Annotated in this window: 26 protein-coding genes; 2 read left to right on the forward strand and 24 right to left on the reverse strand. The window is 41.3% G+C overall.

Annotated elements, in window-relative coordinates:
* Nucleotides 1-13: 13 nt before the first annotated feature.
* From secA to degS, 22 genes are all read right to left on the reverse strand, one after another.
* On the reverse strand, nucleotides 14-2,539 hold the full coding sequence (gene secA / locus MHH82_RS33760) for a preprotein translocase subunit SecA (RefSeq protein WP_003228033.1): 2,526 nt from the start codon (nucleotides 2,537-2,539) through the stop codon (nucleotides 14-16).
* A gap of 167 nt (nucleotides 2,540-2,706) precedes the next feature.
* Entirely contained in the window at nucleotides 2,707-3,276 is a 570-nt protein-coding gene (gene hpf / locus MHH82_RS33765) for a ribosome hibernation promotion factor (protein ID WP_003228031.1), read from the reverse strand.
* A 190-nt stretch (nucleotides 3,277-3,466) separates the two neighbouring features.
* The gene (locus MHH82_RS33770; protein WP_032726950.1) at nucleotides 3,467-3,844 is read right to left on the reverse strand and encodes a hypothetical protein; all 378 of its coding nucleotides are present in this window, start codon (nucleotides 3,842-3,844) and stop codon (nucleotides 3,467-3,469) included.
* 9 nt (nucleotides 3,845-3,853) lie between these two features.
* Nucleotides 3,854-4,195 carry a flagella biosynthesis regulatory protein FliT gene (fliT, locus tag MHH82_RS33775; protein ID WP_003242603.1) on the reverse strand — a complete coding sequence of 114 codons (342 nt, stop codon included), beginning with the start codon at nucleotides 4,193-4,195 and terminating at the stop codon, nucleotides 3,854-3,856.
* Complete coding sequence (gene fliS, locus MHH82_RS33780) at nucleotides 4,192-4,593, reverse strand: flagellar export chaperone FliS (protein WP_003243747.1); 402 nt, start codon at nucleotides 4,591-4,593, stop codon at nucleotides 4,192-4,194. Before fliS ends, fliT begins: the two co-directional genes overlap by 4 nt.
* A 21-nt stretch (nucleotides 4,594-4,614) precedes the next feature.
* Nucleotides 4,615-6,111 (reverse strand): flagellar hook-associated protein 2, encoded by a 1,497-nt coding sequence (locus tag MHH82_RS33785; protein ID WP_014481042.1) that lies wholly within the window; start codon nucleotides 6,109-6,111, stop codon nucleotides 4,615-4,617.
* A 17-nt stretch (nucleotides 6,112-6,128) separates the two neighbouring features.
* Nucleotides 6,129-6,458, reverse strand: a complete 330-nt coding sequence (gene flaG / locus MHH82_RS33790) for a flagellar protein FlaG (protein ID WP_015714794.1) — start codon at nucleotides 6,456-6,458, stop codon at nucleotides 6,129-6,131.
* 232 nt (nucleotides 6,459-6,690) lie between these two features.
* On the reverse strand, nucleotides 6,691-7,545 hold the full coding sequence (hag, locus tag MHH82_RS33795) for a flagellin Hag (RefSeq protein ID WP_015714795.1): 855 nt from the start codon (nucleotides 7,543-7,545) through the stop codon (nucleotides 6,691-6,693).
* Between the two features lie 144 nt (nucleotides 7,546-7,689).
* Nucleotides 7,690-7,914, reverse strand: coding sequence for a carbon storage regulator CsrA (csrA, locus tag MHH82_RS33800; protein ID WP_003219727.1), 225 nt, complete (start codon nucleotides 7,912-7,914; stop codon nucleotides 7,690-7,692).
* A complete protein-coding gene (gene fliW, locus MHH82_RS33805) occupies nucleotides 7,908-8,339 on the reverse strand; it encodes a flagellar assembly protein FliW (RefSeq protein WP_003228007.1) in 432 nt (143 codons plus the stop codon). Before fliW ends, csrA begins: the two co-directional genes overlap by 7 nt.
* Before the next feature lie 20 nt (nucleotides 8,340-8,359).
* Nucleotides 8,360-8,935 (reverse strand): DUF6470 family protein, encoded by a 576-nt coding sequence (locus tag MHH82_RS33810; protein ID WP_014481045.1) that lies wholly within the window; start codon nucleotides 8,933-8,935, stop codon nucleotides 8,360-8,362.
* A 46-nt stretch (nucleotides 8,936-8,981) separates the two neighbouring features.
* Nucleotides 8,982-9,878: a flagellar hook-associated protein FlgL gene (gene flgL, locus MHH82_RS33815; RefSeq protein WP_014481046.1), complete on the reverse strand. Its 897-nt coding sequence runs from the start codon at nucleotides 9,876-9,878 to the stop codon at nucleotides 8,982-8,984.
* Between the two features lie 10 nt (nucleotides 9,879-9,888).
* Nucleotides 9,889-11,412 (reverse strand): flagellar hook-associated protein FlgK, encoded by a 1,524-nt coding sequence (gene flgK / locus MHH82_RS33820; RefSeq protein ID WP_049140511.1) that lies wholly within the window; start codon nucleotides 11,410-11,412, stop codon nucleotides 9,889-9,891.
* Nucleotides 11,413-11,430: 18 nt separating this feature from the next.
* Nucleotides 11,431-11,913 (reverse strand): flagellar protein FlgN, encoded by a 483-nt coding sequence (gene flgN, locus MHH82_RS33825; RefSeq protein ID WP_014481048.1) that lies wholly within the window; start codon nucleotides 11,911-11,913, stop codon nucleotides 11,431-11,433.
* A 15-nt stretch (nucleotides 11,914-11,928) separates the two neighbouring features.
* On the reverse strand, nucleotides 11,929-12,195 hold the full coding sequence (gene flgM, locus MHH82_RS33830; protein WP_072175113.1) for a flagellar biosynthesis anti-sigma factor FlgM: 267 nt from the start codon (nucleotides 12,193-12,195) through the stop codon (nucleotides 11,929-11,931).
* 80 nt (nucleotides 12,196-12,275) lie between these two features.
* Nucleotides 12,276-12,695, reverse strand: coding sequence for a TIGR03826 family flagellar region protein (locus MHH82_RS33835; RefSeq protein WP_003227995.1), 420 nt, complete (start codon nucleotides 12,693-12,695; stop codon nucleotides 12,276-12,278).
* Nucleotides 12,696-12,767: 72 nt separating this feature from the next.
* Nucleotides 12,768-13,490, reverse strand: coding sequence for a comF operon protein ComFC (gene comFC / locus MHH82_RS33840; protein ID WP_033884179.1), 723 nt, complete (start codon nucleotides 13,488-13,490; stop codon nucleotides 12,768-12,770).
* Nucleotides 13,454-13,750 carry a late competence protein ComFB gene (gene comFB, locus MHH82_RS33845; protein WP_014478130.1) on the reverse strand — a complete coding sequence of 99 codons (297 nt, stop codon included), beginning with the start codon at nucleotides 13,748-13,750 and terminating at the stop codon, nucleotides 13,454-13,456. The genes comFC and comFB overlap by 37 nt, the downstream gene beginning before the upstream one ends.
* A gap of 59 nt (nucleotides 13,751-13,809) precedes the next feature.
* Nucleotides 13,810-15,201, reverse strand: coding sequence for an ATP-dependent helicase ComFA (comFA, locus tag MHH82_RS33850; protein ID WP_014481052.1), 1,392 nt, complete (start codon nucleotides 15,199-15,201; stop codon nucleotides 13,810-13,812).
* 105 nt (nucleotides 15,202-15,306) lie between these two features.
* Nucleotides 15,307-16,152, reverse strand: a complete 846-nt coding sequence (locus tag MHH82_RS33855; RefSeq protein WP_003244125.1) for a DegV family protein — start codon at nucleotides 16,150-16,152, stop codon at nucleotides 15,307-15,309.
* A gap of 97 nt (nucleotides 16,153-16,249) precedes the next feature.
* A complete protein-coding gene (gene degU, locus MHH82_RS33860) occupies nucleotides 16,250-16,939 on the reverse strand; it encodes a two-component system response regulator DegU (protein WP_003219701.1) in 690 nt (229 codons plus the stop codon).
* Between the two features lie 82 nt (nucleotides 16,940-17,021).
* Nucleotides 17,022-18,179 carry a two-component sensor histidine kinase DegS gene (gene degS, locus MHH82_RS33865; protein ID WP_003227983.1) on the reverse strand — a complete coding sequence of 386 codons (1,158 nt, stop codon included), beginning with the start codon at nucleotides 18,177-18,179 and terminating at the stop codon, nucleotides 17,022-17,024.
* 216 nt (nucleotides 18,180-18,395) lie between these two features.
* Here degS and MHH82_RS33870 point away from each other — a divergent pair, with 216 nt between their 5' ends.
* Together MHH82_RS33870 and tagV are read left to right on the forward strand one after the other, a co-directional pair.
* Nucleotides 18,396-19,049, forward strand: a complete 654-nt coding sequence (locus MHH82_RS33870; RefSeq protein WP_003227979.1) for a YigZ family protein — start codon at nucleotides 18,396-18,398, stop codon at nucleotides 19,047-19,049.
* Complete coding sequence (gene tagV / locus MHH82_RS33875; RefSeq protein WP_015714802.1) at nucleotides 19,049-20,224, forward strand: polyisoprenyl-teichoic acid--peptidoglycan teichoic acid transferase TagV; 1,176 nt, start codon at nucleotides 19,049-19,051, stop codon at nucleotides 20,222-20,224. The genes MHH82_RS33870 and tagV overlap by 1 nt, the downstream gene beginning before the upstream one ends.
* A 72-nt stretch (nucleotides 20,225-20,296) precedes the next feature.
* Here the strand turns inward: tagV and MHH82_RS33880 are convergent, their stop codons facing one another.
* Both MHH82_RS33880 and tuaH read right to left on the reverse strand, forming a co-directional pair.
* Nucleotides 20,297-21,373, reverse strand: a complete 1,077-nt coding sequence (locus tag MHH82_RS33880) for an MraY family glycosyltransferase (protein ID WP_003227975.1) — start codon at nucleotides 21,371-21,373, stop codon at nucleotides 20,297-20,299.
* 144 nt (nucleotides 21,374-21,517) lie between these two features.
* Nucleotides 21,518-22,711, reverse strand: coding sequence for a teichuronic acid biosynthesis protein TuaH (gene tuaH / locus MHH82_RS33885; protein WP_072175121.1), 1,194 nt, complete (start codon nucleotides 22,709-22,711; stop codon nucleotides 21,518-21,520).
* Nucleotides 22,712-22,725 lie beyond the last annotated feature (14 nt).

Consider the following 22,725-nt stretch of genomic DNA (forward strand, 5'->3'; position numbering starts at 1 on the left):
TTGCCGGGGCGAACTATTCAGTACGGCCGCAGCAATTTTTATATTTTTTCCCGCTTCCGCAGTGGCATGGGGCATTTCGTCCGATATCAACCACTTTGCGAACCGGTGCTTTCTTTGCTTTTTTGTTGTCGTCGCCTTCTTGCGGCTGATGAGCTGTTGTTTGGCCTTGTACAACCTCTTCACGCTCCAGATTGTTTTCAATCTCAGCTTTCATCACAAATTTTGCGACTTCGTCCTCAATTGATTCAATCATATGCTCAAACATCGCAAAGCCTTCCATTTGATACTCACGAAGCGGGTTCGTCTGCGCGTAAGCACGAAGGTGAATCCCTTGGCGGAGCTGATCCATCGCATCAATATGATCCATCCATTTAGAATCAACGGCACGAAGAACGATAACTTTTTCGAATTCGCGCATTTGCTCTTTGCCGAATTGCTCTTCCTTCTCATTATATTTTGTGATGATGCGGTCCATAATGAGCTCAAGCATTTCATCCGGTTCTTTCCCGAAGATATCGCTCTTCTCAAGCGCACCTTCATCAAGATAAGTTGTGTTGATAAGATCAACTAGACCGTCAAGCTTCCACTCCTCAGGAAGCTCTTCTCTTGGCGTATAGGCTGCAATTGCGCGTTCGAGAGAAGACTTGATCATATTTTCAACGATTTCACGCAGGTTTTCAGAGTCAATGACTTCAAAGCGCTGCTTATAAATGACCTCACGCTGCTGGCGGAGAACATCATCATATTGCAGAAGCTGTTTACGCGAATCGAAGTTATTGCCTTCGACACGTTTTTGTGACGATTCAACCGCGCGAGATACCATTTTGCTTTGGATTGGAGTAGAGTCGTCCATGCCGAAGCGGTCCAGCATCGCCATTGTCCGCTCAGCTCCGAATCTGCGCATCAATTCATCTTCCATAGAAAGATAAAATTGAGTAATCCCCGGGTCTCCCTGACGTCCGGAACGACCTCGAAGCTGATTGTCAATCCGGCGTGATTCGTGTCGTTCTGTTCCGACAACAGCGAGTCCGCCAAGCTCTTTTACACCTTCGCCAAGCTTAATGTCCGTTCCGCGCCCCGCCATGTTAGTCGCAATCGTAACTGCGCCTTTTTGGCCGGCCTCTTCAATGATCTGCGCTTCACGTTCATGGTTTTTGGCATTTAACACTTGATGCGGAATTCCTTTGTTTTTAAGCAGCTTAGAAATCAATTCAGATGTTTCAACGGCAACCGTACCGACTAAAACAGGCTGTCCCGTCATATAACGCTGTGCGACATCCTCCGCAACTGCCTTAAACTTTCCTTCCATCGTGCGGTAAATTAAATCCGGGCGGTCATCACGGACAACAGGCCTGTTGGTAGGGATCGTGACAACCTGCATGTTGTAGATGTTGCGGAATTCTTCTTCCTCTGTCTTAGCTGTACCCGTCATACCGGCAAGTTTTTCGTACATTCGGAAGTAGTTTTGGAACGTAATCGTCGCCAAGGTCATGCTTTCGTTTTGAATCTCAAGCCCTTCCTTCGCTTCAATCGCTTGGTGAAGCCCCTCACTGTAGCGGCGGCCTTTCATCAGACGTCCCGTGAAGGAATCAACAATAACAACCTGTCCGTCTTCCACTACATAGTCAACGTCCTTTTGCATCGCAACGTGAGCTTTTAAGGCCTGGTTGATATGGTGGTTGAGCGCGACATGCTTCACATCAAAGAGGTTATCGATGCCGAACGCTTTTTCCGCCTTCGTCATTCCTTCTTCAGTAAGCTGTACAGCTTTTGTTTTGATATCGTACGTGTAATCCTTCTCCGCTTTTAACGTACGGACAAAAGCATTTGCCTGTACGTACAGCTTAGTGGATTTGGCAGCTTGTCCAGAAATGATAAGAGGTGTTCTCGCTTCATCAATTAAAATAGAGTCAACTTCATCTATTACCGCAAAATGAAGCGGGCGCTGAACCATCTGCTCTTTATAAAGAACCATATTGTCACGCAAATAGTCGAAGCCAAGCTCATTGTTTGTAGAGTAAGTAATGTCAGCTGCATAAGCTTCCCGTTTTTCGTCTTTTGACATTGAGTTTAAATTCAAGCCGACAGTCAGACCGAGAAACTCGAAAATTTTCCCCATTTGTTCAGCGTCACGGCTTGCCAAGTATTCGTTGACAGTCACGACGTGTACGCCTTTACCTGTTAACGCATTTAAATAAACAGGCAGAGTAGACGTTAATGTTTTCCCTTCCCCTGTTTTCATTTCCGCGATATTTCCGTCATGAAGCGCTACGCCCCCCATGAGCTGGACTTTAAACGGAAACATACCTGTTACGCGGCGTGAAGCTTCTCGAACAACAGCGAAAGCTTCAACAAGAAGATCATCTGTTGTCGCCCCTTTTTCAAGACGCTCTTTAAATTCAATTGTTTTATGTTTCAACGCGTCGTCAGAGAGATTTTCATAGTCTCCGCGAATCGCATCAATATCGTTAGCAATTTTTTCGTATCTATTCAGCGTACGTTTTGTTGGATCAAACATTTTATTTAAAATTCCAAGCATTTATAACGCTCCTCTATCATCACATGCCTATTTTAAAGGCATGTATAAATAATTTACTAGTCCATGTATACCTCTCATTATCATATCATACCTTTTGTTATTTCCAAAGAATTTGCAAATAAGAAAAACAAAAACCTTCCGCGGACATCACGGAAGGCTTCTCTTCATTATTCAGTCGGTTCAATTAAGCCATATTTCCCGTCATTTCTGCGGTACACGACATTTGTAAGGTTTGTTTCCGCATTTGTGAAAACAAAGAAATTATGGCCGAGCATATTCATTTGCAGGATCGCTTCTTCACTATCCATCGGCTTTAAATTAAAGCGTTTCTGACGGACGATATCCAAGCTCTCCTCCTCTTCTATGTCATCCTGAACCGCAATATCTGTATCAGAGCCAAGACCGTTTGCCAATAAATATTTTGGAGAGCCCTGCTCACGGAATTTACGGTTTACTTTCGTTTTATGCTTACGGATTTGACGTTCCAGTTTGTTTGTTGCGAGATCAATTGCGTTGTACATATCCTCGTTATGCACCTCGGACCGAAGCGCCAGATCTGTCATCGGAATCGTAACCTCAACCTTAGACTCCTTGTCATTGTAAAACTTCAAGTTGACGTTCACATCAGCATCCACGCTATGGTCAAAATAGCGCTCCAGCTTGCCGATCTTCCTCTCGACATGATCCTTTAACGCGGGTGTCACTTCAATATTTTCTCCTCTGATGTTATAGTTCATCAAAGAACGCCTCCCTTTTATTAAGGATATGTATCTATTTCTCTTTTACCCTTTACAATTCCTGCTGAAACATAAATCTTTTGTGAAAATTCAGTGAACTTTGTCGAATTTTGTTTGTATTTGCTCTGTTATTGGCGGTTCGGAGGTATATGTATATGCTGATTGAACGAAACAAATACCTCACACACGCCTAATTGATTAAAAAGGGTTCCATACATTGATGAATAGACAGCATCCATTTTCTATACTGAATCAGAAAATGTTCCTTTAAATACTCACAGAACTCATGAGAGGGAAAAGAGAAAGAGACCAATTGATCAAACTCCGCAAAAATTTGGTCAAATGCTTTCACACAAATTTCAGCACACCGCGAATCCATAATGAAGAGAAGTGTTGAATGTGTTGAATCCAAATAAAAAAAGGCTTGGATCAGATCTTGGTAGATCCGATCCCCTTCTGTTTTTGATAAATTCTCTTCAGCCTCTATCAAATAACACAACCCCTCTTCGATGGTAAAAAGAAGATGATAATAAGCTGATAAAAGCGTATAATCTTCAATGCTCTTCAAGGCACTCACCTATTTACGCTTGTCATAATATGTGCCGTCAATCGTAATGTTGTTATAAGGGTTTAAATACGTCGTATGCATCACACGTTTTCTTTTCATCTGCTGAAGTTCTGTTGCGATTGACTGCTTCAGTCTTTCCATTTCCTTCACAATCAGCTGATCCCATGTCAAAATAAGTTTCATCTGCTTTCGCTCTTCTTCTGAAAGCGGCAGAGATATCTCCTGAATCAGTTCAGACCGTGTAGCCACAAAGTCTTCAATTTGCTTTAAAAGTTCATCGCTTTCCGGCGTATTTTGTATGTGTGACAGCATACTCTTCGTCTCAGTGTATAGTTGATCTATATTATTCATGCGATCCCGCCTGATCCGTGCCGGTCCTTCCGTTCACTTTGAATGGCTTGTTTCCAAGCATCGCGAAAATCTGTTACATAACCTTCAACCTCAGCCAGCATGCCCGTATCATTTTTGATATTTGCCTGTACCAATCTGCGATACATATAATCGTACATCGCACCCATAGAAGCGGAAAGCTCTATGTTACGGTTAAGTGTAAAATTTAATTCCTGAATAATATTTTGCGCTTTAATCAGATTTTCATTTTTACGTTCCATATCATCATTCTCAATGGCCTGAGCGGCAAGTCTTATAAATTTCAAACAGCCATTATACAGCATAAGCGTCAGTTCACCGGGTGTAGCCGTATTCACTGAATTTTGCTGATAGGCTGTATAAGGATTTTGGATCGCCATGTGTCATCCTCCAAATTACATTTATTGTACAAGAAGCTGTGATAAATAGGACGCTTGTTCGTTCATTTTTTGAATCGCAGAATCCATTGCACTGAATTTTGAATAATAGCGGTTTTCTATTGTGGTTAACCGGTCCTGCATTTTGGTAATATCAGTGCTGATCGTATTTAAATTTTTACCGATTGAATAATCATTGGTTCCCATTGTCGAGTTGCCGGCTTTTGCTTCAATGCTCTTCACCGTACTTTTCAGGGTGTCACCGATGCGTTTCATAATCCCTTTATCACTATAGGCGCTGCTGTTCGACCCACTTGTAAATAAAGCGGCAACGCTTTGCGGATCTTCTTGTATTTTGGCTTTCAGTTTGTCTTCATTAATCTCTAAATGCCCCCGCATTTGGTAAGCACTTGAGGTTGTTATGCCGAATTCTGTCAATTGATAGGTTTTCCCATCCGCATTAACTTGAGTATAAAAGTCAGTCCGCATTTGGTTTGTGCCGGTGCTGATGCTAGAATCATTTCTAAGCAATCCGCTTTTCGCCTTCTCCTCCCAGAGCTCTACCTCTTTATCGGACATGGCTTCTTTTTGTTCACTTGTCAACGGAGTATAGTCTCGGTATTTTTCTTCTTTCAGCTTTTCATTCAGGCTGTCAACCATTTCATTGTATTTATCTACAAACTCTTTGATTTGGTTATAAATTCCGTCAACATCAGTAGAAACAGATGTGGTAACAGGACCTGTGGCTGCAGTTGTATTTTTAATCGAGTAAGTAACACCATTAACCGTGAAATTGTTTGTCAGCTTCTCCATTTCAAAGCCGTTGATTGTAACTTTGGCATTTGTGCCTTCTTTGTAAGCAGTGAGCTTATTATCAGCATCCAAAGAAAAACCAAGCTGACCGGACATAAAGTCAGCTGTAGCAGAGTCTGCTGCCTGTATACTGCCCCCTGCACCTGTTGCTTTAGAAGAAAACGCAATTGTTTCTACGTACTCTGTACCATTCCAAATTTTATCTTTAAAAGCTGATACTCCTAGATCTGAGCTGTTAAGTTTAGAAATCACATTATCAATCGTATCGGCGCTCGTCACACTAATGTTCACTGTTTTTGCCGTTGTTTCGCCAGGCGCAACAACGTTAAATGCCAAATTGTAATCGCCTTGAGTGTATCCCGTATAATTGTTTGCCTTATACGTTGCTGCGGTTGCCAAGCTCGCCACTTCAACAGTAGAAGAAGAGTTTGGTGCACTTGCGCTTCCTGTAGCAGTTAACACAGACTCATTAGAGCTTGTCACAGTTTTGCTCTGATACGTGCTAGGATATGTCAACGTATTTTTAGACATATAATCTTGCAATTCTTTTATTTTTGTATTGACTTCACGATAGCTGTCACGCTGCCATTCAAGAGTCTGCTTTTTTTGCTTCAGCTTATCAAGCGGGGCTCTTTCTGTCTGCATCAGCTTTGATACAATATCATCTATATCCATTCCTGACGCCAGACCTGTTATTCTTGTGACCATCTCAAACCACTCCTATTCTACTTTTTTTCATCTACAAATAACCCAAGAAATTCAGTCATAGCCGCATAAAAATCAAGCCACCGTTTTGGTGGAATTTCGCGGATCACTTCATTTGTAGAGTCCTCTATTACCTTTACATAGTATTCATTTAACTTGTCATGAAGCTCGAACTTCAGATGAACTTGCGAAGGTTCCAAAAGCTTGTTCATTTCCCCCACCATTTCAGCAAGATTGGTATCTGAAACTTGATGAACAGGAACCTCGTTATCATTATCTTTCTGATTATGTATTTGAGTATCATAACGATCCCAAACAGGTTGTAACGTAGTGAGCCTTTCAATGTTCAATTGATCATCCCCTATGCCCCAATCTATCGTTTATATCGACTAAATGGAGATAAGATTACACATATTTTTGGAAAAAAATCTTCTGTTTTAGATTTCTTGTTTGGAAATACATTTATAAAAAGTTAGTGGAGAATCCGGTTATTATATCATGAGTTAGTGACAGGATGAGGAATGATTCGGAGATAGAAATATAAATTAAAAGACCCTGGCAACGCCAAGGTCTTTTTTAAAATTAACGTAACAATTGAAGTACGTTTTGTGGCTGTTGGTTTGCTTGAGCAAGCATCGCTTGAGAAGCCTGAGAAAGAATGTTGTTCTTTGTGAACTCGCTCATCTCTTTAGCCATGTCAACGTCACGGATACGAGACTCAGCAGCAGTCAGGTTTTCACCAGAAGCGCTCAAGTTATTGATTGTGTGCTCAAGACGGTTTTGTACCGCACCTAATTTTGAACGTTGAGTAGATACATTGTTGATCGCTGTATCAATTAAACCAAGTTGTGTATCAAATGCTGTTGCATCATCTTTGAATGCAGTAACATCGATACCAGCAACTCCAAGTCCAGTTGCACTCATATCACCGATATTAACTGCAAGTTGCTGCCCTGCGTTTGCACCGATTTGGAATGTTAATTTGTCAGTTGCAAAGTCGCCATTAAGGAGCTTCTTACCGTTAAATTCAGTTCTGTCAGAGATACCTTTACTTCCACCTGTCATACCACCAACTTCTTCAAGTAGAGATTTGATCTCTTCTTGTATAGCACCTAAGTCAGTACCGTCTTGAGTACCAGTATTGTTTGCTTGTACTGCAAGCTCACGAACACGTTGAAGAATAGAGTGAGTTTCAGTCAATGCACCCTCAGCTGTTTGGATAAGAGAGATTCCGTCTTGAGAGTTTTTAGAAGCCATTTCAAGACCTCTGATTTGTCCTCTCATTTTTTCAGAGATCGCAAGACCTGCTGCGTCATCTCCCGCACGGTTGATACGAAGACCTGAAGAAAGTTTCTCCATGTTTTTTTGTGATGCACCGTTGTTTGAAGACAAACGGTTCAGTGTGTTAAGCGCTGCGATATTGTGGTTAATTCTCATTGTTTTGTTCCTCCCTGAATATGTTGTTAAGGCACGTCCTTGTGCCCTTATTTTGTAACTGGCGGAGTCTTTTGCGCCTCCTCCCGGCTACATCATTAATATCGGATTGTCTCTGATTTTGTTAATACAAAAATAAAAAAATCCTCACTTTTTTTGTGAGGATAATGCGGAGATCACATCGCTGGATAACGCTGCTGCACGGTTATTTTCTTCCTGAATGGTCAAGTAAATTTCTTTCCTGTGAATATCAATATGCTTTGGGGCGTCAATTCCAAGCTTCACTTGATCCCCCTCAACCGCAATCACTTTCACTTCAATATCAGCACCTATTTGAATCGCTTCGTTTATTTTCCGCGATAAAACTAGCATGATTCTCCTCCAATCGGATGCTTTGTCGTATATGAGGAGTCGTGTAAAACGACTTGCTTAGCCATCATGTTCTTGCGATTCACAATAATGGGAGCCAATAAATTCGCAGTAGATTTTTCGAATGGCTCTGCCATGGTCAATATTGTCATGACTTCTACGTCTTGAATATTATCGATATCCAAAAGTTCAGCAGTTGATTCATCAAGGTCAAATTCATAATTCTTAAAAAAGATAAACGGACTTACAACGATGAACGCAAGATTTTCTGAAGTGACGGACTGCAGTGCCACGAATGGAGAGTCTTCTGAAAGCGGAAGTATGACAAATTGTTTTTCTTCTAAAAAGCCTGGAATCCCGCTTTCAAAAAGAATGATTTGTTCTTCTTTTATGTTCATTTGGCCATGGTACTTCGTATGAATGATCATTGTTCACGATCCTTTTCTTTTTACTTTTCGGGTGATTCTTTCGGGTATTCTACATCTATATTTAAATCAGGGTATTGGAGCATGTCAACCTTAACATTTCCTGGCGTATATTCAACAATTGGCTTATGCGGCTCAGCCTGAATAACAGGCTTTCGCGGCGTAATCTGAACATCAAGCTGTGACGGAGTATATTGTATTTTCACCCTAGATAGAGAAGGAGCATAATTTTCGCCTAATTGAATTTGGTGCATCTCAGAGTTCCTCCTTGCTTGCGAAGCGATTGGGTTCCCTTTATTTTCAATTCTCATAAGCTCGTCGCCTTCTTCTGCCGTGCGCGCTATTCCCTTCATTACATCCTCATGCCCTTGTTGGGCGGCTTCTTCAATTCTCTTGAAAACATGCTTTCTGTCTAATTCTTCCCATGCTTGTGTCTGGTCAATCGTGAGTTTTCCAGGTGTCACCGATATTTCCATTTCCGCACTCGGCTGTTCGATCTCTAGATCAGCTTGAGGCTGCTCCATTTTTAAGCTGGCAGGCGTCGTTGTTAAACCAATTTTTCCTTGAACACTATGCATAATCAATCTGGGAATCTGCATCACTCTACCTCCTGAACTATAAAAAAAGCGAACTCCTAAGAGCCGCTTACTTTAAAAAGTCAATCAATGTAGGCTGAACAATTTGCGCATTAACGGCCAGAGTAGCCCTGTGCACACTTTGCTGCGCAATAAATTCAGTTATTACCTCTTCCAGTTCTACATCTTCATTGTCTGATAACACTTTGGTAGCTGTTTCTTCTTGCGCTGACAGTCTTGTATTAACCAGTTCAAGACGATTATATCTCGCTCCAAGATCAGATCGTTCAGCACTCATGCCGTCAGAAAAATGATCAATATCATCTAAAACATTGTCCATGCCATCTAGCGAACCAGAATTTAGTGCTTTCTCAAAAGAATCAAGCATTTCAAATACATTTTGCCCGCTTTCAGAAGTGCCTCCAAAAGCTGACTTTGGATCTGAATTCACTTTCAATGACATATTATTTGATATATTGACTACGACATCAGCTGTATCAGAAATTGTATAAGTTCCGTCTCCGTTATCTGTAACCGGAGGCTTATCTGAATTTGTGCCATTAAAGATATATCTGCCGTTCACTTGTGTATTCGCAATATTTAAAAGCTGTTCCTTTAACTGCTTTACTTCTACGCCAATCGCTTGCCGCTCCGCCTCGCCGTTTGTATCATTTTGAGCTTCAACCGCTAATTCTCTGACCTTTGACAAGATGTCAATTCCTTCTGTAATGTTTGTTTCTGTGTTTTCGAGCCAGGTAAAGGCTTGAGAAGCATTGCTTTTGTACTGCTGCACTTGAGAAAGTTGCGTATTATACTTTAAGCTTTTCATTGCTACTACAGGATCGTCGGAAGCTTTTGAGATTTTTTTCCCTGAAGAAATCTGCGACTGGAGTTTATCCAGCTTCGAGTAGCTCGAACCGATATATCTCAGTGAGTTTTGCTGTATCATGCCTTGTGTTACTCTCATGTGACTCTACCTACCTTCCTCCAACACCCATGCCGTTGATCACTTTATCAAGTAATTCGTCTTGTAAAGTCACCATTCTTGCAGCTGCATTGTATGCGTGTTGGAATTGAATCATATTCGTCATTTCTTCGTCTAAAGAAACTGCGCTCATTTGCTGACGGTTTATGTCAGCATCATTTAGCTGTGTTTCTGTATTAGACGCCAGTCGATTAGCCTCTTGAGCTTCGATCCCTAGCTCGCCAATCAGACCCGCATAATAATCTAAAACACTAGTTTCTTTACCGTTAATGGTTATTTTACCTGTTAAAACATTTGCTAATTTTGTAGCATTTGCGTTATCGTTGGCTGCACCAGTCAGTGAGAAAGCAATGTTTGCGCCTTTTGAATCTATTATGCTGTCAGCCACTTTGATCTTGCCCGCCGCGCCCTTGGAAGGTTCAGTTTCACCGCCAGTAAAATCAAAAAAGTCTCCGCCTTGTTCACCGCTCTTGGTCACACCATTTCTGTGCACTTCATTGAAAGCTTTCGCGAATTCAAGCGCCATATTGTCAAGATCAGAAAGCATTTCCGGGTATACGCCCTTTTCTTGGCCATCTGCTGTTATATACCCATAAGACTCTATAAATCCTAAAAGGGATCCCTTGCTGCTAAAGGACTCCGCCTGCACAGCTGTATCCCCGATTGAAATACTTGATACTAACCCAGTTTCATTATCATAGTTGGCTGCAAGTTCTGAAACCTCGTAATTTTTACCGTCCAAAACAGTTCCTAGCGACTGTTTATTTTTATCAAGGATTTCAATTGATACAGTTCCTTCAGCAGATGCAAGTGCATTCCCGCCTGATTTGTTGTAGCTGACTTTGATATCAACCATTGAGGATAATTTATCGATCAGCAAATCTCGCTGGTCATATAAACCATTCGGAAGAAGCCCGACCGGCTCTACTTGTGCAATTTGCTTATTTAAACTGTTTAATTGAGAAAGCAGAGAATTGACATCCAACACAGTTGTATTTAGCTCTGCTTTTAAATTCGATTGGACATTTGTAAGTGATTCAGAAATATAATTAAACGTTTCAGCTACAGCTTGTCCTTTTCGAGCAACAACAGAACGTGCACTTTCTTCATTTGTATTATTCGATAATTCCTGCAGGGAATTCCAAAACGAATTGAGCACACTGTTCAAGCCGCTGTCATCCGTTTCATTTAAAACGCCTTCCATTTGGGACAGCGCTTTTGCCTTCGTGTCATAGTATCCGGCACTGTTGTTTTGAAGACGGTATTGGTAGTCAAGAAAGATATCTCTTATTCTCTCAACTGATTTTCCTTGAACGCCCGTACCCATTTGTCCCGCTGTTTTTTCTGCATTTTTAGATACAGCAGGGAAATAGTCAGTTGCCTCCAATGAGACCCGCTGTCTTGTATAACCATCAGTATTGGCATTTGCCACGTTATTTGCAGTAGTGCTTAACGCTGCCTGCTGAGCGCTTAACGCCCGCCTTGCAGTTTCAAGCCCCATAAAGGTAGATGTCATTTTCTGAATTCCTTTCTGCTAAGCTTTTGAATCAAACAGTTTCATTTGGCTGCTTTTCGGCAGCTCAGCTTTAATTGATTTGCTGTAATTGAAGTTATTTTCCTTAGGAACCAGCATATCGTACGAAATAGAGATGAATTGCAGCGCGTCTCTTGTCAGCTGCCTATTCATCTCATTTACTTTTTTCAGACGTCCGAGAACTTGAGAAAGAGATTCGTATAATTGTTCCAGCTCTTCCTTTTCACTGCCTGAGGTTTTGGCGATACATGCGGAAATAGTATTATTTTCGCTATATCCGAGAAAGGCCGAAGTTGTTTTGATCCGGTCATCTTCTGTCTGCGTGATTGCTTGAATATATTTTTGCTCTTTTGTCAAAATGTTAGAAAGCTCTTTTGTTTTGCCGGCTTTGAGCGCTTCCGTCTTTTCTTCAGACAGCGTGAGCAGGTGCTCATGCAGAACGCAAAGTCGCTTCAATTGTTCAATAATTGCCTTCGCTGACATGGGCTTTCTCCTTTTTTATTGCTTTTTATAAAAATTAATCATATTTTTCGCGATATGATTTGCGTCTACTTTGTATGACCCGTTTTCAATTTGCGCTTTAAGCTGCGCAATTTTTTCCTGTCGTGAACCAGTGACTGCGTCGGATGCATGTTGCATTTCTTTAGCCTGTGATGAAATTTCAATTTTATCTTGAGACTGTGCAGCAGTTTTTTGCACCGCTTGCTTATCATAATTTTTTTGATATGGATTAACGGATTGTGTTCCAAATTGATTGATTTTCATAGGATTCCTCTCGCTTTCCGTTGCAGTCTTTAAACAATCTTAACCCTTTTATCGACTGCGTTTTCAGTTAGTTTAGGGAATCAGCTGTTTTTGGTATTATAGGCATAGTATGTGTCTTTTTTACTATTTTCTTTCTCGATTTTCAGAGCATCCTCGTGGTTCAAATGATCCATTTGATCCTTAATATCGGACTGGCAAGCCTTGCAGAACTTGCCTTCTCTAATCGATGTCCCGCACCTTTCACAAGGGTATGCCAAATTAGGAAGATGAGTGATCTGAATTCGCTTCTGCCTGATGAATTTCAATATCAGCTCTTCTTCCACACCTGTTTCCTCAGTTATCCGGCTCAAAGTTGATTGCCGGTTTTCCTGTTTTCTTAAAAATTTATAGACAGTCTCAAATGATTTTTCTTCTTCCTTAATACACGCCTGACATACAGTTTGCAGCTTTGTTTTTAAAAATAAAGCATTGCATTTCGGACAATTAGCCAGTTCTCCCATCTTTTTTCTCCTTATTAGATAATATGCCTGTGTCAATTTCTAGTGATTATATCGGCATAAAAACAGAATCATTTAGCTTCTGATCAAGGTAAAAGATGACACTGAAGCGGCTTTTCCTTTTTCTAATAAGCAGCGGGCTGCGAAGTGCAAGGTGGCGCCTGTTGTATAAAGATCGTCTATTAAAATGATATTCATACCTTCTGCTGAATTATTTTTTGTATCAAAAATGCGCTCTGACAGCAGGCGTTCTGTTTTCTTTTTCTTTGACTGTTTCTCATTATTCAGGCGAATGAGGGGATGGTGGGAAGGCCGGTCTAAACATTCTGCCAAGAGCTGTGCCTGGTTAAATCCGCGCTCTTCTTCCCGTTCCTTGCTCAGCGGAATAGGTACAAGAACAAAATGCTTATCGGGGTAAACCTTAGAAAAGGTTGAAGAAAAATCACTTTTAAATGCATTTATGATTTCTGCATCTCCTCTAAATTTAAAACGGGAGAGCGTTTCTTTCATCATATCATTATATGTGTAAACTGAACGGTTCTGACGCAATAGCAAACTGTCTCTGATCCTTGTTCTCCACACCTCGCAATCCCTGCATACGGCATGAACAGATTGAGGTCTGCCGCACAGGGGGCAGATATGTCCTGTGATTTTCTTTAATTTGCTTCTGCAAGAATAACAAACCTTTTCATCAGGCTTTAGTAAAAAAAGGGCTCTCCATGTAACATCTTGAGAAAATTGCGAATCACATAATAAACAGATCAGTTTATGAATGCCTCCTCCTGCTTCGTGTGACATAAATCGCTTGGACTCTCTGAAACTACTGCAGCAGATTCAGCCAAAATGACAAGCATTGCTGTGTTTTTTTGTTTATCTACCAGCTCAGCTTTCGTATATGCGATCTTTTTAAGATCAGTAACGTAGGATGGACTCACTTTGTTTAAAGAAAGTGCCAATACATCGTTTTGGCATACTTGGCAAGTACAGGCCATATGAAGCTGGTCCATATATCGGTCGAGCAGTTCTTTCATTACGATTTCTTTTGAATTGACAAGCATTTTTACAGCTCCTCATCATCGGTTATATGAGTATACTGTACCACGTTTTCAAATAATGGCTAGTCTGTACATTCAACTTTTGCTGCCAATTCATTCATTTCTTTTATATGCTTTCTTGCATCGAGCATACTCTTTGTTTTGCCGAAGTGAAAGAAAATGACATCGCCGTCCGCATATTCTTTATGCCGGCCAGTTCTTCCTGCAATTTGAACAAGTGCACTTTCCGTAAAGATAGGTGATTCCGCTCCTAGTACACCCGTTTGCACCTTGGGGACTGTGACGCCTCTTTCCAGTATTGTTGTTGTGATTAATAGATCGAGCTGACCATCTCTGAATTGCTGCACTTTCTCCTTTCTATGCTTGTCTTCCGCGTGCACAGATGCGGTTCGGCAATGAACCCCTCTAAAGCACGCAGCAGCCTTTTCCAGAATAGAAACGGAAGGAACGAATAAAAAAACAGGCCTCCCTTCTTTTACATGAAACTCTATCCATCTTTTCACCGCTGGCGGAATTTTATTTCGGTTTAATTTCTTCTTCCAGTTTCCACACCATACAAAGCGCGGTTCGGGTAAAGGTTTCCGGTGGTGTCTTGCGGGGATGCGAACTGAATGTAACTGTCCGTTCAGTGCTTTTCTTTTTAATTCTTTAGGAGGTGTTGCACTTAAATAAACGAGGGTGCTGTTTTTCTTTCTTGCTTTTTGAACAGCGAATTGAAGGGTTTGATCAGCAGAATATGGAAAAGCGTCAACTTCATCAATGATCATAACATCGATTGCATCTTTATATCGCAAAAGCTGATGCGTAGTGGAAATCATAAGCGGAGATAGCCGCCCTTTGTCATCGCTTCCTCCGTAAAGCGCTGAAATGTCAGCACCCTGAAAGGCAGCCTTGAGCCTTGGAGCAAGCTCTAATACAACATCGGTGCGAGGTGTTGCAATACATACACGCAGTCCTTGATTTAACGCTGATTCTATACCAGGAAACAGCATTTCTGTTTTGCCAGCGCCGCAAACCGCCCAGATGAGGAGCTCTTCTTTTTTTGATATTGCTTCAATTAAAACATTGGCGGCTTTTTGCTGTCCGCTTGAAAGCTTGCCGTCCCATGTCAGTTTAATTGACTGCCAGTTTGGTTCATTTTCCTCTTCCCATGAATATAAAGGAACCTCCTCACTCACTCTTCCCATCATGACACAGGAACGGCAATACAGCTTATTCTTTCCAGATGAGTGATAAAAAGAATAATACCGCTGATCAGTTTGGCCGCACCTATTACATCTATATCCCCGTTTATTTATGGATATAGAATTTTCAGCAGTGATATATCCATTCTTGATATGCCATTCAATCATCTCATCGGAAAATGAGAGCTCAGTCCTGAGCAAATGACGGCTTCGAAGCGTCTGCTGCAATTCTCTAGAAAAGGAACTGTTTTTTTCAACTGGCACATTCACATAGCACGCCTCCTTTCGAGACAGTATGCCTGAATGAATATTTTCTGTCCAACAATTAAAATAAGAATATAAAAAAATCTCCGCTCTAAAAACGGAGATTTGGCCTTATTTAAAACACCAGCAAATTCCTAACGCACCTTCACCCAAATGAGTGCCAATTACCGCGCCAAAATAGCTGTTATAAAATTCAACATGAGGATATTTTGCAGAAAGCTCTTCAATGATTTTCGCTGCTTCTTCCTCTCGATTAGCGTGGATAACAGCAGCTCGCATAGGCAATCCTTTACTCGCATCTTCGTCTAAAAGCTCATAAATTCGCGAAATTGCTTTTTTACGTGTGCGAATCTTCTCAAAAGGCACAATTACCTTATTGTCAAAATGAAGGATAGGCTTTACCTTTAGAAGACTACCAATGAAGGCTTGGGCGCTGCTTAATCGCCCGCCGCGCTGAAGATGAGCTAAGTCATCTACCATAAAATAAGCTCGAACTGTTTTTTTCATTTCTTCCAGTTCTTTTATAATATCTTCCGGCGATGATGCTCCGTTTTTGATTAATTCAGCAGCTTTAAGGGCATAAAAGCCTTGAGCCAAGCAGCTGATCTCTGAGTCAAATGGATACACATCAATATTGTCGACCATCGAATCAGCCGCTGCTGCACTGCTGAATGTTCCGCTGATCCCGCTGGAAAGATGGATACTGATAACCGCATCATAAGACTTGCCAAGCTCTTCATACAACGCAACCAGCTCGCCGATTGGCGGCTGAGAAGTCGTCGGGAGCTCATTATGTTTTTTCACTTCTTCGTAAAAGCTTTTCCAGTCCAACTCAATTTCTTCACGGTAAGTCTCCTCCCTAAAAACAACCTGGAGAGGGATCATATGTATCTGATGTTGTTCACGCATTTCTTTCGGAATATATGCCGTGCTGTCTGTTACGACTGCAATATTCATAGCTTCGATACCTGCCTTATTGCTTTATAACTCTATTGTAAGGGAAACGGCAGCCTAAAAAAAGACCTGCCTAGAAAAAGGCAAGTCTCCTATTATACTATCTCATTTCTACCCAGCCATTTTTAATGGCGACCACAACGGCTTGCGTCCGGTCGTTTACATTCATTTTTTGTAAAATATTGCTGACATGGTTTTTAACTGTTTTCTCACTGATAAACAATGATTCACCAATTCCGCGGTTGCTTTTTCCGTCTGCAAGCATCTGCAGCACTTCACATTCCCGCCTAGTTAAAATATGTAATGGTCTGCGGATTTCAGGGTAAACCTCATGTTGAGGGTGTGCAGAAACTCCGCTTGTTGCAAGGCGGCGGAATTCGTTAACGAGGTTGTGAGTAACCTTCGGATGAAGGTAAGATCCGCCCTCAGCCACTACTTTAACCGCTTCAATTAATGTATCAGCATCCATCTCTTTCAGCAGATAACCTCTTGCACCTGTTTTCAGGGCATGTGTTACATAATTTTCGTCATCGTGAATTGATAGAATAATTACTTTAGATTCAGGATACAGCTCTACAAGCTGTTTTGTAGCTTCCACACCATTTACGTTTGGCATATTGATATCCATGATCACAACATCAGGATGATAGTGCTCAACAATACGAGCCGCTTCGTCTCCGTCATCACCTTCGGCTACCACTTCAAAGGTAGGTTCAAAATCCAATATCCGTTTAACACCTTCACGAAATAACTGATGGTCGTCGATAATAACAATGTTTACTTTAGTCACAAGCCACGCCTCCTTGTATTATTGTTCTATATACTCTAGCATTCGGTCAATATGCCTTTTGGCTCTATTTTACAAATCATAGTCAAAGAGATAACGGAACCTTAATCATAATAAATGTCCCAAGACCTATTTTCGAATCTATTGTCATCGTTCCTTCCAATAAATCTACTCTTTCTTTCATGCCCAGCAAGCCGAATGATTTGTTTTTCTTCTCTTTCGCTTCCTTCAGGTCGAACCCTTTACCGTTATCTTTTATCATTAAAATCACAAAATCCTTTGTGATCTCAACTTTGACTGTAATTTCTTCAGATTCAGAATGCTTTAGCGCATTAGACACAGCTTCCTGTGCGAGCCTGAAGAGCGCAACCTCAAACTGAGGCGCTAGCCTCTGATCCTCTGTTTCTCCAATGCACTGAAAATGTATTTTGACCTTCCCGTTATATTCCTCGGTTGTATATAGATATTTTCTTAAAGTTGGAATCAGGCCTAGGTCATCAAGGGCCATCGGTCTTAAATCATATATAATCCTTCTCACTTCGTAAAGGGCATTCCGAACATTTTGGCGTAGATTTTTAATTTCTTGGAATCCGTCCTCTGCGCCCCGGTCACGGAAAATCCGCTCGATTAATTCCGATCTCATCATAACATTCGCCAGCATTTGAGCGGGTCCGTCATGGATTTCTCTTGAGACTCTTTTTCGCTCTTCTTCCTGCGCCTCAATAATTCTTAAGCCGAAATCCTGTTTTGCCTGAGCATCAGCAAGAAGCAGTCCAACTTCGCGCAAATCCTGATTCAAGTAGTTGAGCACAACTGTAATTTGGCTTACTAATGATTCTGACCGCTCAATGATTTCCTGAAGCCCTAGCAATCTGCGCTCCAAATCGTCCCGCCGTTCGCGCAATTGCTTCTCACGCTGCTGGATCATCGTCAATTCTACCTGCAGCTTATGGGCTTTTTCATAAGCATTGCGGATTTCCTCTTCACTGAATCTATGAAAATTACGGCTGACCTCGGATAAACGGTTTCTCGCATGGCGGGTTTGCACTTCAAGTTTATCGCCAAGCTCGATCACTTCATACACCTGCTGTTTAATTTGTTTCAGTTCTTCGACCAGCTGTTCATACTGCTGACGTGACTGCTCCCCGATTTGAAAAACTTCGTCCTTGCTCCCGTCAACGGTTTTCAGCATCTTCATCAAAATAGAATCCAGCACTTTGGAATCCATCTTTGTTTTATTCATAATTTCCCTCCGTCACGGCGTTGTCATATATTTTTATTATAAATGTAATTGATCTGCAAATTATGTCGAATTATAATGAAAGAATGCGTATATTCTAGAAAAAAACATTTTTATATACTATCTACTCTTTATGATACCAAAATACGCACAAAAATTCTAAAGACTGTACGAATTTGTATAGGCAGTCTTTTATGCTTAGCAGGAGGGTCAGCTAGCATGCTGCACAGCTATTTTACTGTGAAAGAAGCAGGAGAACACGAGATTGTTATAGAAAAATCGCGTTTTATCTGTCATTTAAGCCGTGTTTCTACCGAACAAGAGGCACAGGAATTTATACAGAAAATAAAGAAACAGCACTGGAATGCGACTCATAATTGCTCGGCTTATGTTATTGGCGAGAATGATCATATCCAAAAAGCCAATGATGACGGGGAACCAAGCGGTACAGCGGGAGTGCCGATGCTCGAGGTTTTAAAAAAACGCAGGCTGAAGGATACTTGCGCCGTCGTTACACGCTACTTCGGAGGCATTAAGCTTGGTGCTGGCGGATTAATTCGCGCTTATGGGAAATCAGTGTCTGAAGGATTAAATCATATAGGTGTTGTAGAACGGAAGCTTATGCGAATCATGCATACTTCTGCAGATTACACATGGCTTGGCAAGATTGAAAATGAATTAAGGGAGTCACAATTTCTGTTAAAGGAAATCCATTATTCAGAAAATGTTGAATTCGAAACATACGTCGAAGAAAAAGAAACAAACGCTTTTTCTGAATGGATGACAGAACTGACAAATGGAAAGAGTGATATTAAAGAGGGAGAGTTGACGTATCTTGAAAAAGCCGTCAATCACATAAAGGAGACTGAATAATGGCTGAACGCGTTAGAGTGCGTGTGCGAAAAAAGAAAAAGAGCAAACGCAGGAAAATTTTAAAAAGAATTATGTTATTGTTCGCCCTTGCACTATTGGTAGTTGTAGGGCTTGGCGGGTATAAACTTTATAAAACAATTAACGCTGCGGATGAATCGTACGATGCCCTATCCCGCGGGAATAAATCAAATCTTCGCAACGAAGTTGTAGACATGAAGAAAAAACCGTTTTCTATTTTATTTATGGGAATAGAGGATTACGCGACTAAAGGACAAAAAGGGAGATCAGACTCTCTTATTGTTGTTACCCTGGATCCCAAAAATAAAACCATGAAAATGCTGAGCATTCCGCGTGACACACGTGTGCAATTAGCTGGTGACACAACGGGAAGCAAGACGAAGATCAATGCCGCTTACAGCAAAGGCGGTAAAGATGAGACAGTTGAAACTGTTGAAAACTTCTTGCAAATCCCGATTGATAAATATGTCACAGTTGATTTTGACGGATTTAAAGATGTGATTAATGAAGTCGGCGGTATTGATGTTGACGTGCCTTTCGATTTCGATGAAAAAAGTGATGTAGACGAAAGCAAACGGATTTACTTCAAAAAAGGCGAGATGCATTTGAACGGCGAAGAAGCCTTAGCATATGCCCGGATGAGAAAACAGGATAAACGCGGAGACTTTGGCCGTAATGACAGACAAAAACAAATCTTAAACGCGCTGATTGACCGCATGTCAAGTGCAAGCAACATTGCTAAAATTGATAAAATCGCAGAAAAAGCCAGCGAAAACGTTGAAACCAATATTCGCATTACTGAAGGTTTAGCGCTTCAGCAGATTTACAGCGGCTTTACCAGCAAAAAAATCGACACATTGAGCATTACAGGTTCTGATTTGTATTTAGGGCCTAACAACACATATTACTTTGAACCTGATGCTACAAATCTCGAGAAAGTCAGAAAAACGCTTCAAGAGCATTTAGATTATACTCCTGATACAAGCACTGGCATTTCCGGTACCGGAAATGCAACAGACGGGACTGACAGCTCAAGCAGTTCTGGCAGCACTGGCACAACAACTGACGGGACGACGAGCGGAAACAGCTATTCGAATGACAGCAGCACAAGCTCAAACAACAGTACAACGAATTCAACAACTGATTCATCCTATTAAAAAATGCCCGGTCCTTTTAGAGGATCGGGCATTTTTGCGCAGAAAAAAACTCCGGCACATAAGCCGGAATTTTTAATTCCTTTTCACCAGCCGTTTATAAAACTTTGTAAACGGCTTAAATTTTTCATTCACGAGTCCTGTCACTTCTGCTATGATTTGCATAAAAATAATTAAAATGAAGATAATAAACAAAGAAAGCCAAATTGTGGCACTTTTAAGTACTATCGCACTGATACTGAAAATAAATCCAATTAAATAAATAACTAAGACCGACATCCGATGTGAAAGGCCAAAGGCCATCAGTCTATGGTGAATATGCGACTTATCAGGCGCTGAAATCGGCTGTTTGTTTAATATTCTCCTGATGATAGCAAATGTTGTATCAAAAATCGGTACGCCTAATATAATAATCGGGATAACGATACTGAACAATGTGACACTTTTATACAGGCCTAATAATGAAAGAATCGAAATACTATACCCTAAAAACAGTGATCCCGTATCTCCCATAAAGATTTTTGCCGGATGGAAGTTGTAAAACAAAAACCCCAGCGTGCTGGCAATAACGACTAATGAGAGTGACAGAATGAGCACTTTTCCGCCGGATAGCGCCATGACAGCGATCGTTGACAGGCCGATAACAGAAAGACCGGCAGCAAGGCCATCCAATCCATCAATCAGGTTAATTGCGTTCGTGATGCCGACAATCCATAATACCGTCAGCGGATAAGCCATCCATCCTAACTCAAACCGTTCTGTTAAAAAAGGTACTGAGAAAAAGTCCATTTTTAAGCCAGTGCTTACAATCATTATGGCTACACCTAATTGAATCAAAAACTTAACTTTTGCACTTAATTGATATTTATCGTCAAGAATACCTAACACAATAATGATGAATGCTCCGACTGTAATTGCCGTCATCCTTGTTTCTGTGTAAATACCGGATGCAAGCACGCCTGCAACCACCCCGATAAATATGGCCAGCCCGCCCATACGGGGCATGATTTTGTCATGTACTTTTCGATTGCTGGGCTGGTCAACTGCACCTATTTTAATCGCAATCCTTTTTACGATTGGGGTTATGATTAAAACTGTCAGCAGCGAGACAATAAACGCAACAACAATGCGAATCATGCGTTCGTCAAGCATAAAGAAGTCTCCTTTGGAATTAAATGAAGTCTTTATTTATATAGAGAACCGTTCCTTCCATTATACCTTCTCCTTAGTTATTATAACAAGCTTCATCAAAAAGAAACACGTATAATCAAAAAACGCGCATCCCAATTTATAGGACTACGCATGTTTTTGAATCCCTGTATATTTCATAATTTGTCTAAATAAGCAATTCCAATCTTGTGTCCGGGCGATGTTTCGGCGCATTTCTTTATAGGTTTCGTCTCCGTTTTGTCCGAGAACTTTTTCACAAGCTGCTATAAAATCAATTGGATGATCACCTTCTACATATTCGTATACATACGGCTTTTGCATTTTTGAGGTTGACGGGAGATTAGAGCCGACGACAGGTTTTCCTGCCGCTAAAAATTCAAATAGTTTCAGCGGAAACACAGCTTGATTATACGGTGATTGTTTATATGGCATGATGCCAATGTCGATAAGCTCCATAAAATGCGGAACTTCTTTCGGATCTGCCGGGCCGGTCCATATGACATTTGGAAGCCTCAGCAGCTCTTGAAACGAAACATCACCATTGGTGGCATCCGGGCCAACCCATAAAAATATCCAATCAGGCTTTTGCAGTGCCGCTTCTTTAATCATTTTAAAATCGAGCTTCGGTTTAATCCCGCCAATAAAGCCTAACACCGTTCCTTCTCTCCCCTGCAGTATACTGCGATCGGTAGCTTGTTTATGTGCAGAAAACAGCTCATACTCCACACCGTTTTCCACAGTATGAACCTTTTCTCGTCCTGCAGTCAGTTTTTTGTCTACTTCCTTGTGAAGATAATCTGATGAACAGGTTATTGAATCTGCTCGTTGTATAATTCTCAGCTCTGCCGATTTAATGACTTTTCGCCGGAATTCAGACAGCAGATTTGATCGGCCGCTGATCGGCGCCGCCCATAAGTCACTGCAGTCATAAATGACCTGATCCCAAGGATACAGCGAAGACAGCAGCGGGAATCCCGGAAACGTGTACCATAAACAGCAGCGTTCACCGTTTGCAGAAGCAGATGTAAGCTCATCGAGTAATGGGGAGAGCTTATGTCTGTAAAAGACATCTGTATATCGTCCGAAACGAAACATTTTTTTCTGCAGCAGGTCTTTGACAGCGAATTGCCTGATGCCAGAATGGACTTCCTGAAACTCTTTCCCTTGGGCACGCGGAGCCGGACATACCCAAATAACTTCCTTCGTTTCCTCCTGAGCAGCTAAAAATTCTGCCAGCCGGTGCCTTCTGTATCTCAATTGGTCTTTTCCCCATTCAGCAGTGGCAACGATGACATGAATGATTGCTTCTTTTGTTTCCACCTTCATCACCTTTT

The sequence above is a fragment of the Bacillus sp. FSL K6-6540 genome (genome assembly GCF_038007545.1).

Bases quoted from the DNA above. Each gene is read 5' to 3' on its own strand.
- secA (WP_003228033.1), bottom strand. From the start codon at position 2,539: ATGCTTGGAATTTTAAATAAAATGTTTGATCCAACAAAACGTACGCTG.
- hpf (WP_003228031.1), bottom strand. From the start codon at position 3,276: ATGAACTATAACATCAGAGGAGAAAATATTGAAGTGACACCCGCGTTA.
- fliT (WP_003242603.1), bottom strand. From the start codon at position 4,195: ATGAATAATATAGATCAACTATACACTGAGACGAAGAGTATGCTGTCA.
- fliS (WP_003243747.1), bottom strand. From the start codon at position 4,593: ATGGCGATCCAAAATCCTTATACAGCCTATCAGCAAAATTCAGTGAAT.
- MHH82_RS33785 (WP_014481042.1), bottom strand. From the start codon at position 6,111: ATGGTCACAAGAATAACAGGTCTGGCGTCAGGAATGGATATAGATGAT.
- hag (WP_015714795.1), bottom strand. From the start codon at position 7,545: ATGAGAATTAACCACAATATCGCAGCGCTTAACACACTGAACCGTTTG.
- csrA (WP_003219727.1), bottom strand. From the start codon at position 7,914: ATGCTAGTTTTATCGCGGAAAATAAACGAAGCGATTCAAATAGGTGCT.
- fliW (WP_003228007.1), bottom strand. From the start codon at position 8,339: ATGATCATTCATACGAAGTACCATGGCCAAATGAACATAAAAGAAGAA.
- MHH82_RS33810 (WP_014481045.1), bottom strand. From the start codon at position 8,935: ATGCAGATTCCCAGATTGATTATGCATAGTGTTCAAGGAAAAATTGGT.
- flgL (WP_014481046.1), bottom strand. From the start codon at position 9,878: ATGAGAGTAACACAAGGCATGATACAGCAAAACTCACTGAGATATATC.
- flgK (WP_049140511.1), bottom strand. From the start codon at position 11,412: ATGACATCTACCTTTATGGGGCTTGAAACTGCAAGGCGGGCGTTAAGC.
- flgN (WP_014481048.1), bottom strand. From the start codon at position 11,913: ATGTCAGCGAAGGCAATTATTGAACAATTGAAGCGACTTTGCGTTCTG.
- flgM (WP_072175113.1), bottom strand. From the start codon at position 12,195: ATGAAAATCAATCAATTTGGAACACAATCCGTTAATCCATATCAAAAA.
- MHH82_RS33835 (WP_003227995.1), bottom strand. From the start codon at position 12,695: ATGGGAGAACTGGCTAATTGTCCGAAATGCAATGCTTTATTTTTAAAA.
- comFC (WP_033884179.1), bottom strand. From the start codon at position 13,490: ATGTCACACGAAGCAGGAGGAGGCATTCATAAACTGATCTGTTTATTA.
- comFB (WP_014478130.1), bottom strand. From the start codon at position 13,750: ATGCTTGTCAATTCAAAAGAAATCGTAATGAAAGAACTGCTCGACCGA.
- MHH82_RS33855 (WP_003244125.1), bottom strand. From the start codon at position 16,152: ATGAATATTGCAGTCGTAACAGACAGCACGGCATATATTCCGAAAGAA.
- degS (WP_003227983.1), bottom strand. From the start codon at position 18,179: ATGAATAAAACAAAGATGGATTCCAAAGTGCTGGATTCTATTTTGATG.
- MHH82_RS33870 (WP_003227979.1), top strand. From the start codon at position 18,396: ATGCTGCACAGCTATTTTACTGTGAAAGAAGCAGGAGAACACGAGATT.
- tagV (WP_015714802.1), top strand. From the start codon at position 19,049: ATGGCTGAACGCGTTAGAGTGCGTGTGCGAAAAAAGAAAAAGAGCAAA.
- MHH82_RS33880 (WP_003227975.1), bottom strand. From the start codon at position 21,373: ATGCTTGACGAACGCATGATTCGCATTGTTGTTGCGTTTATTGTCTCG.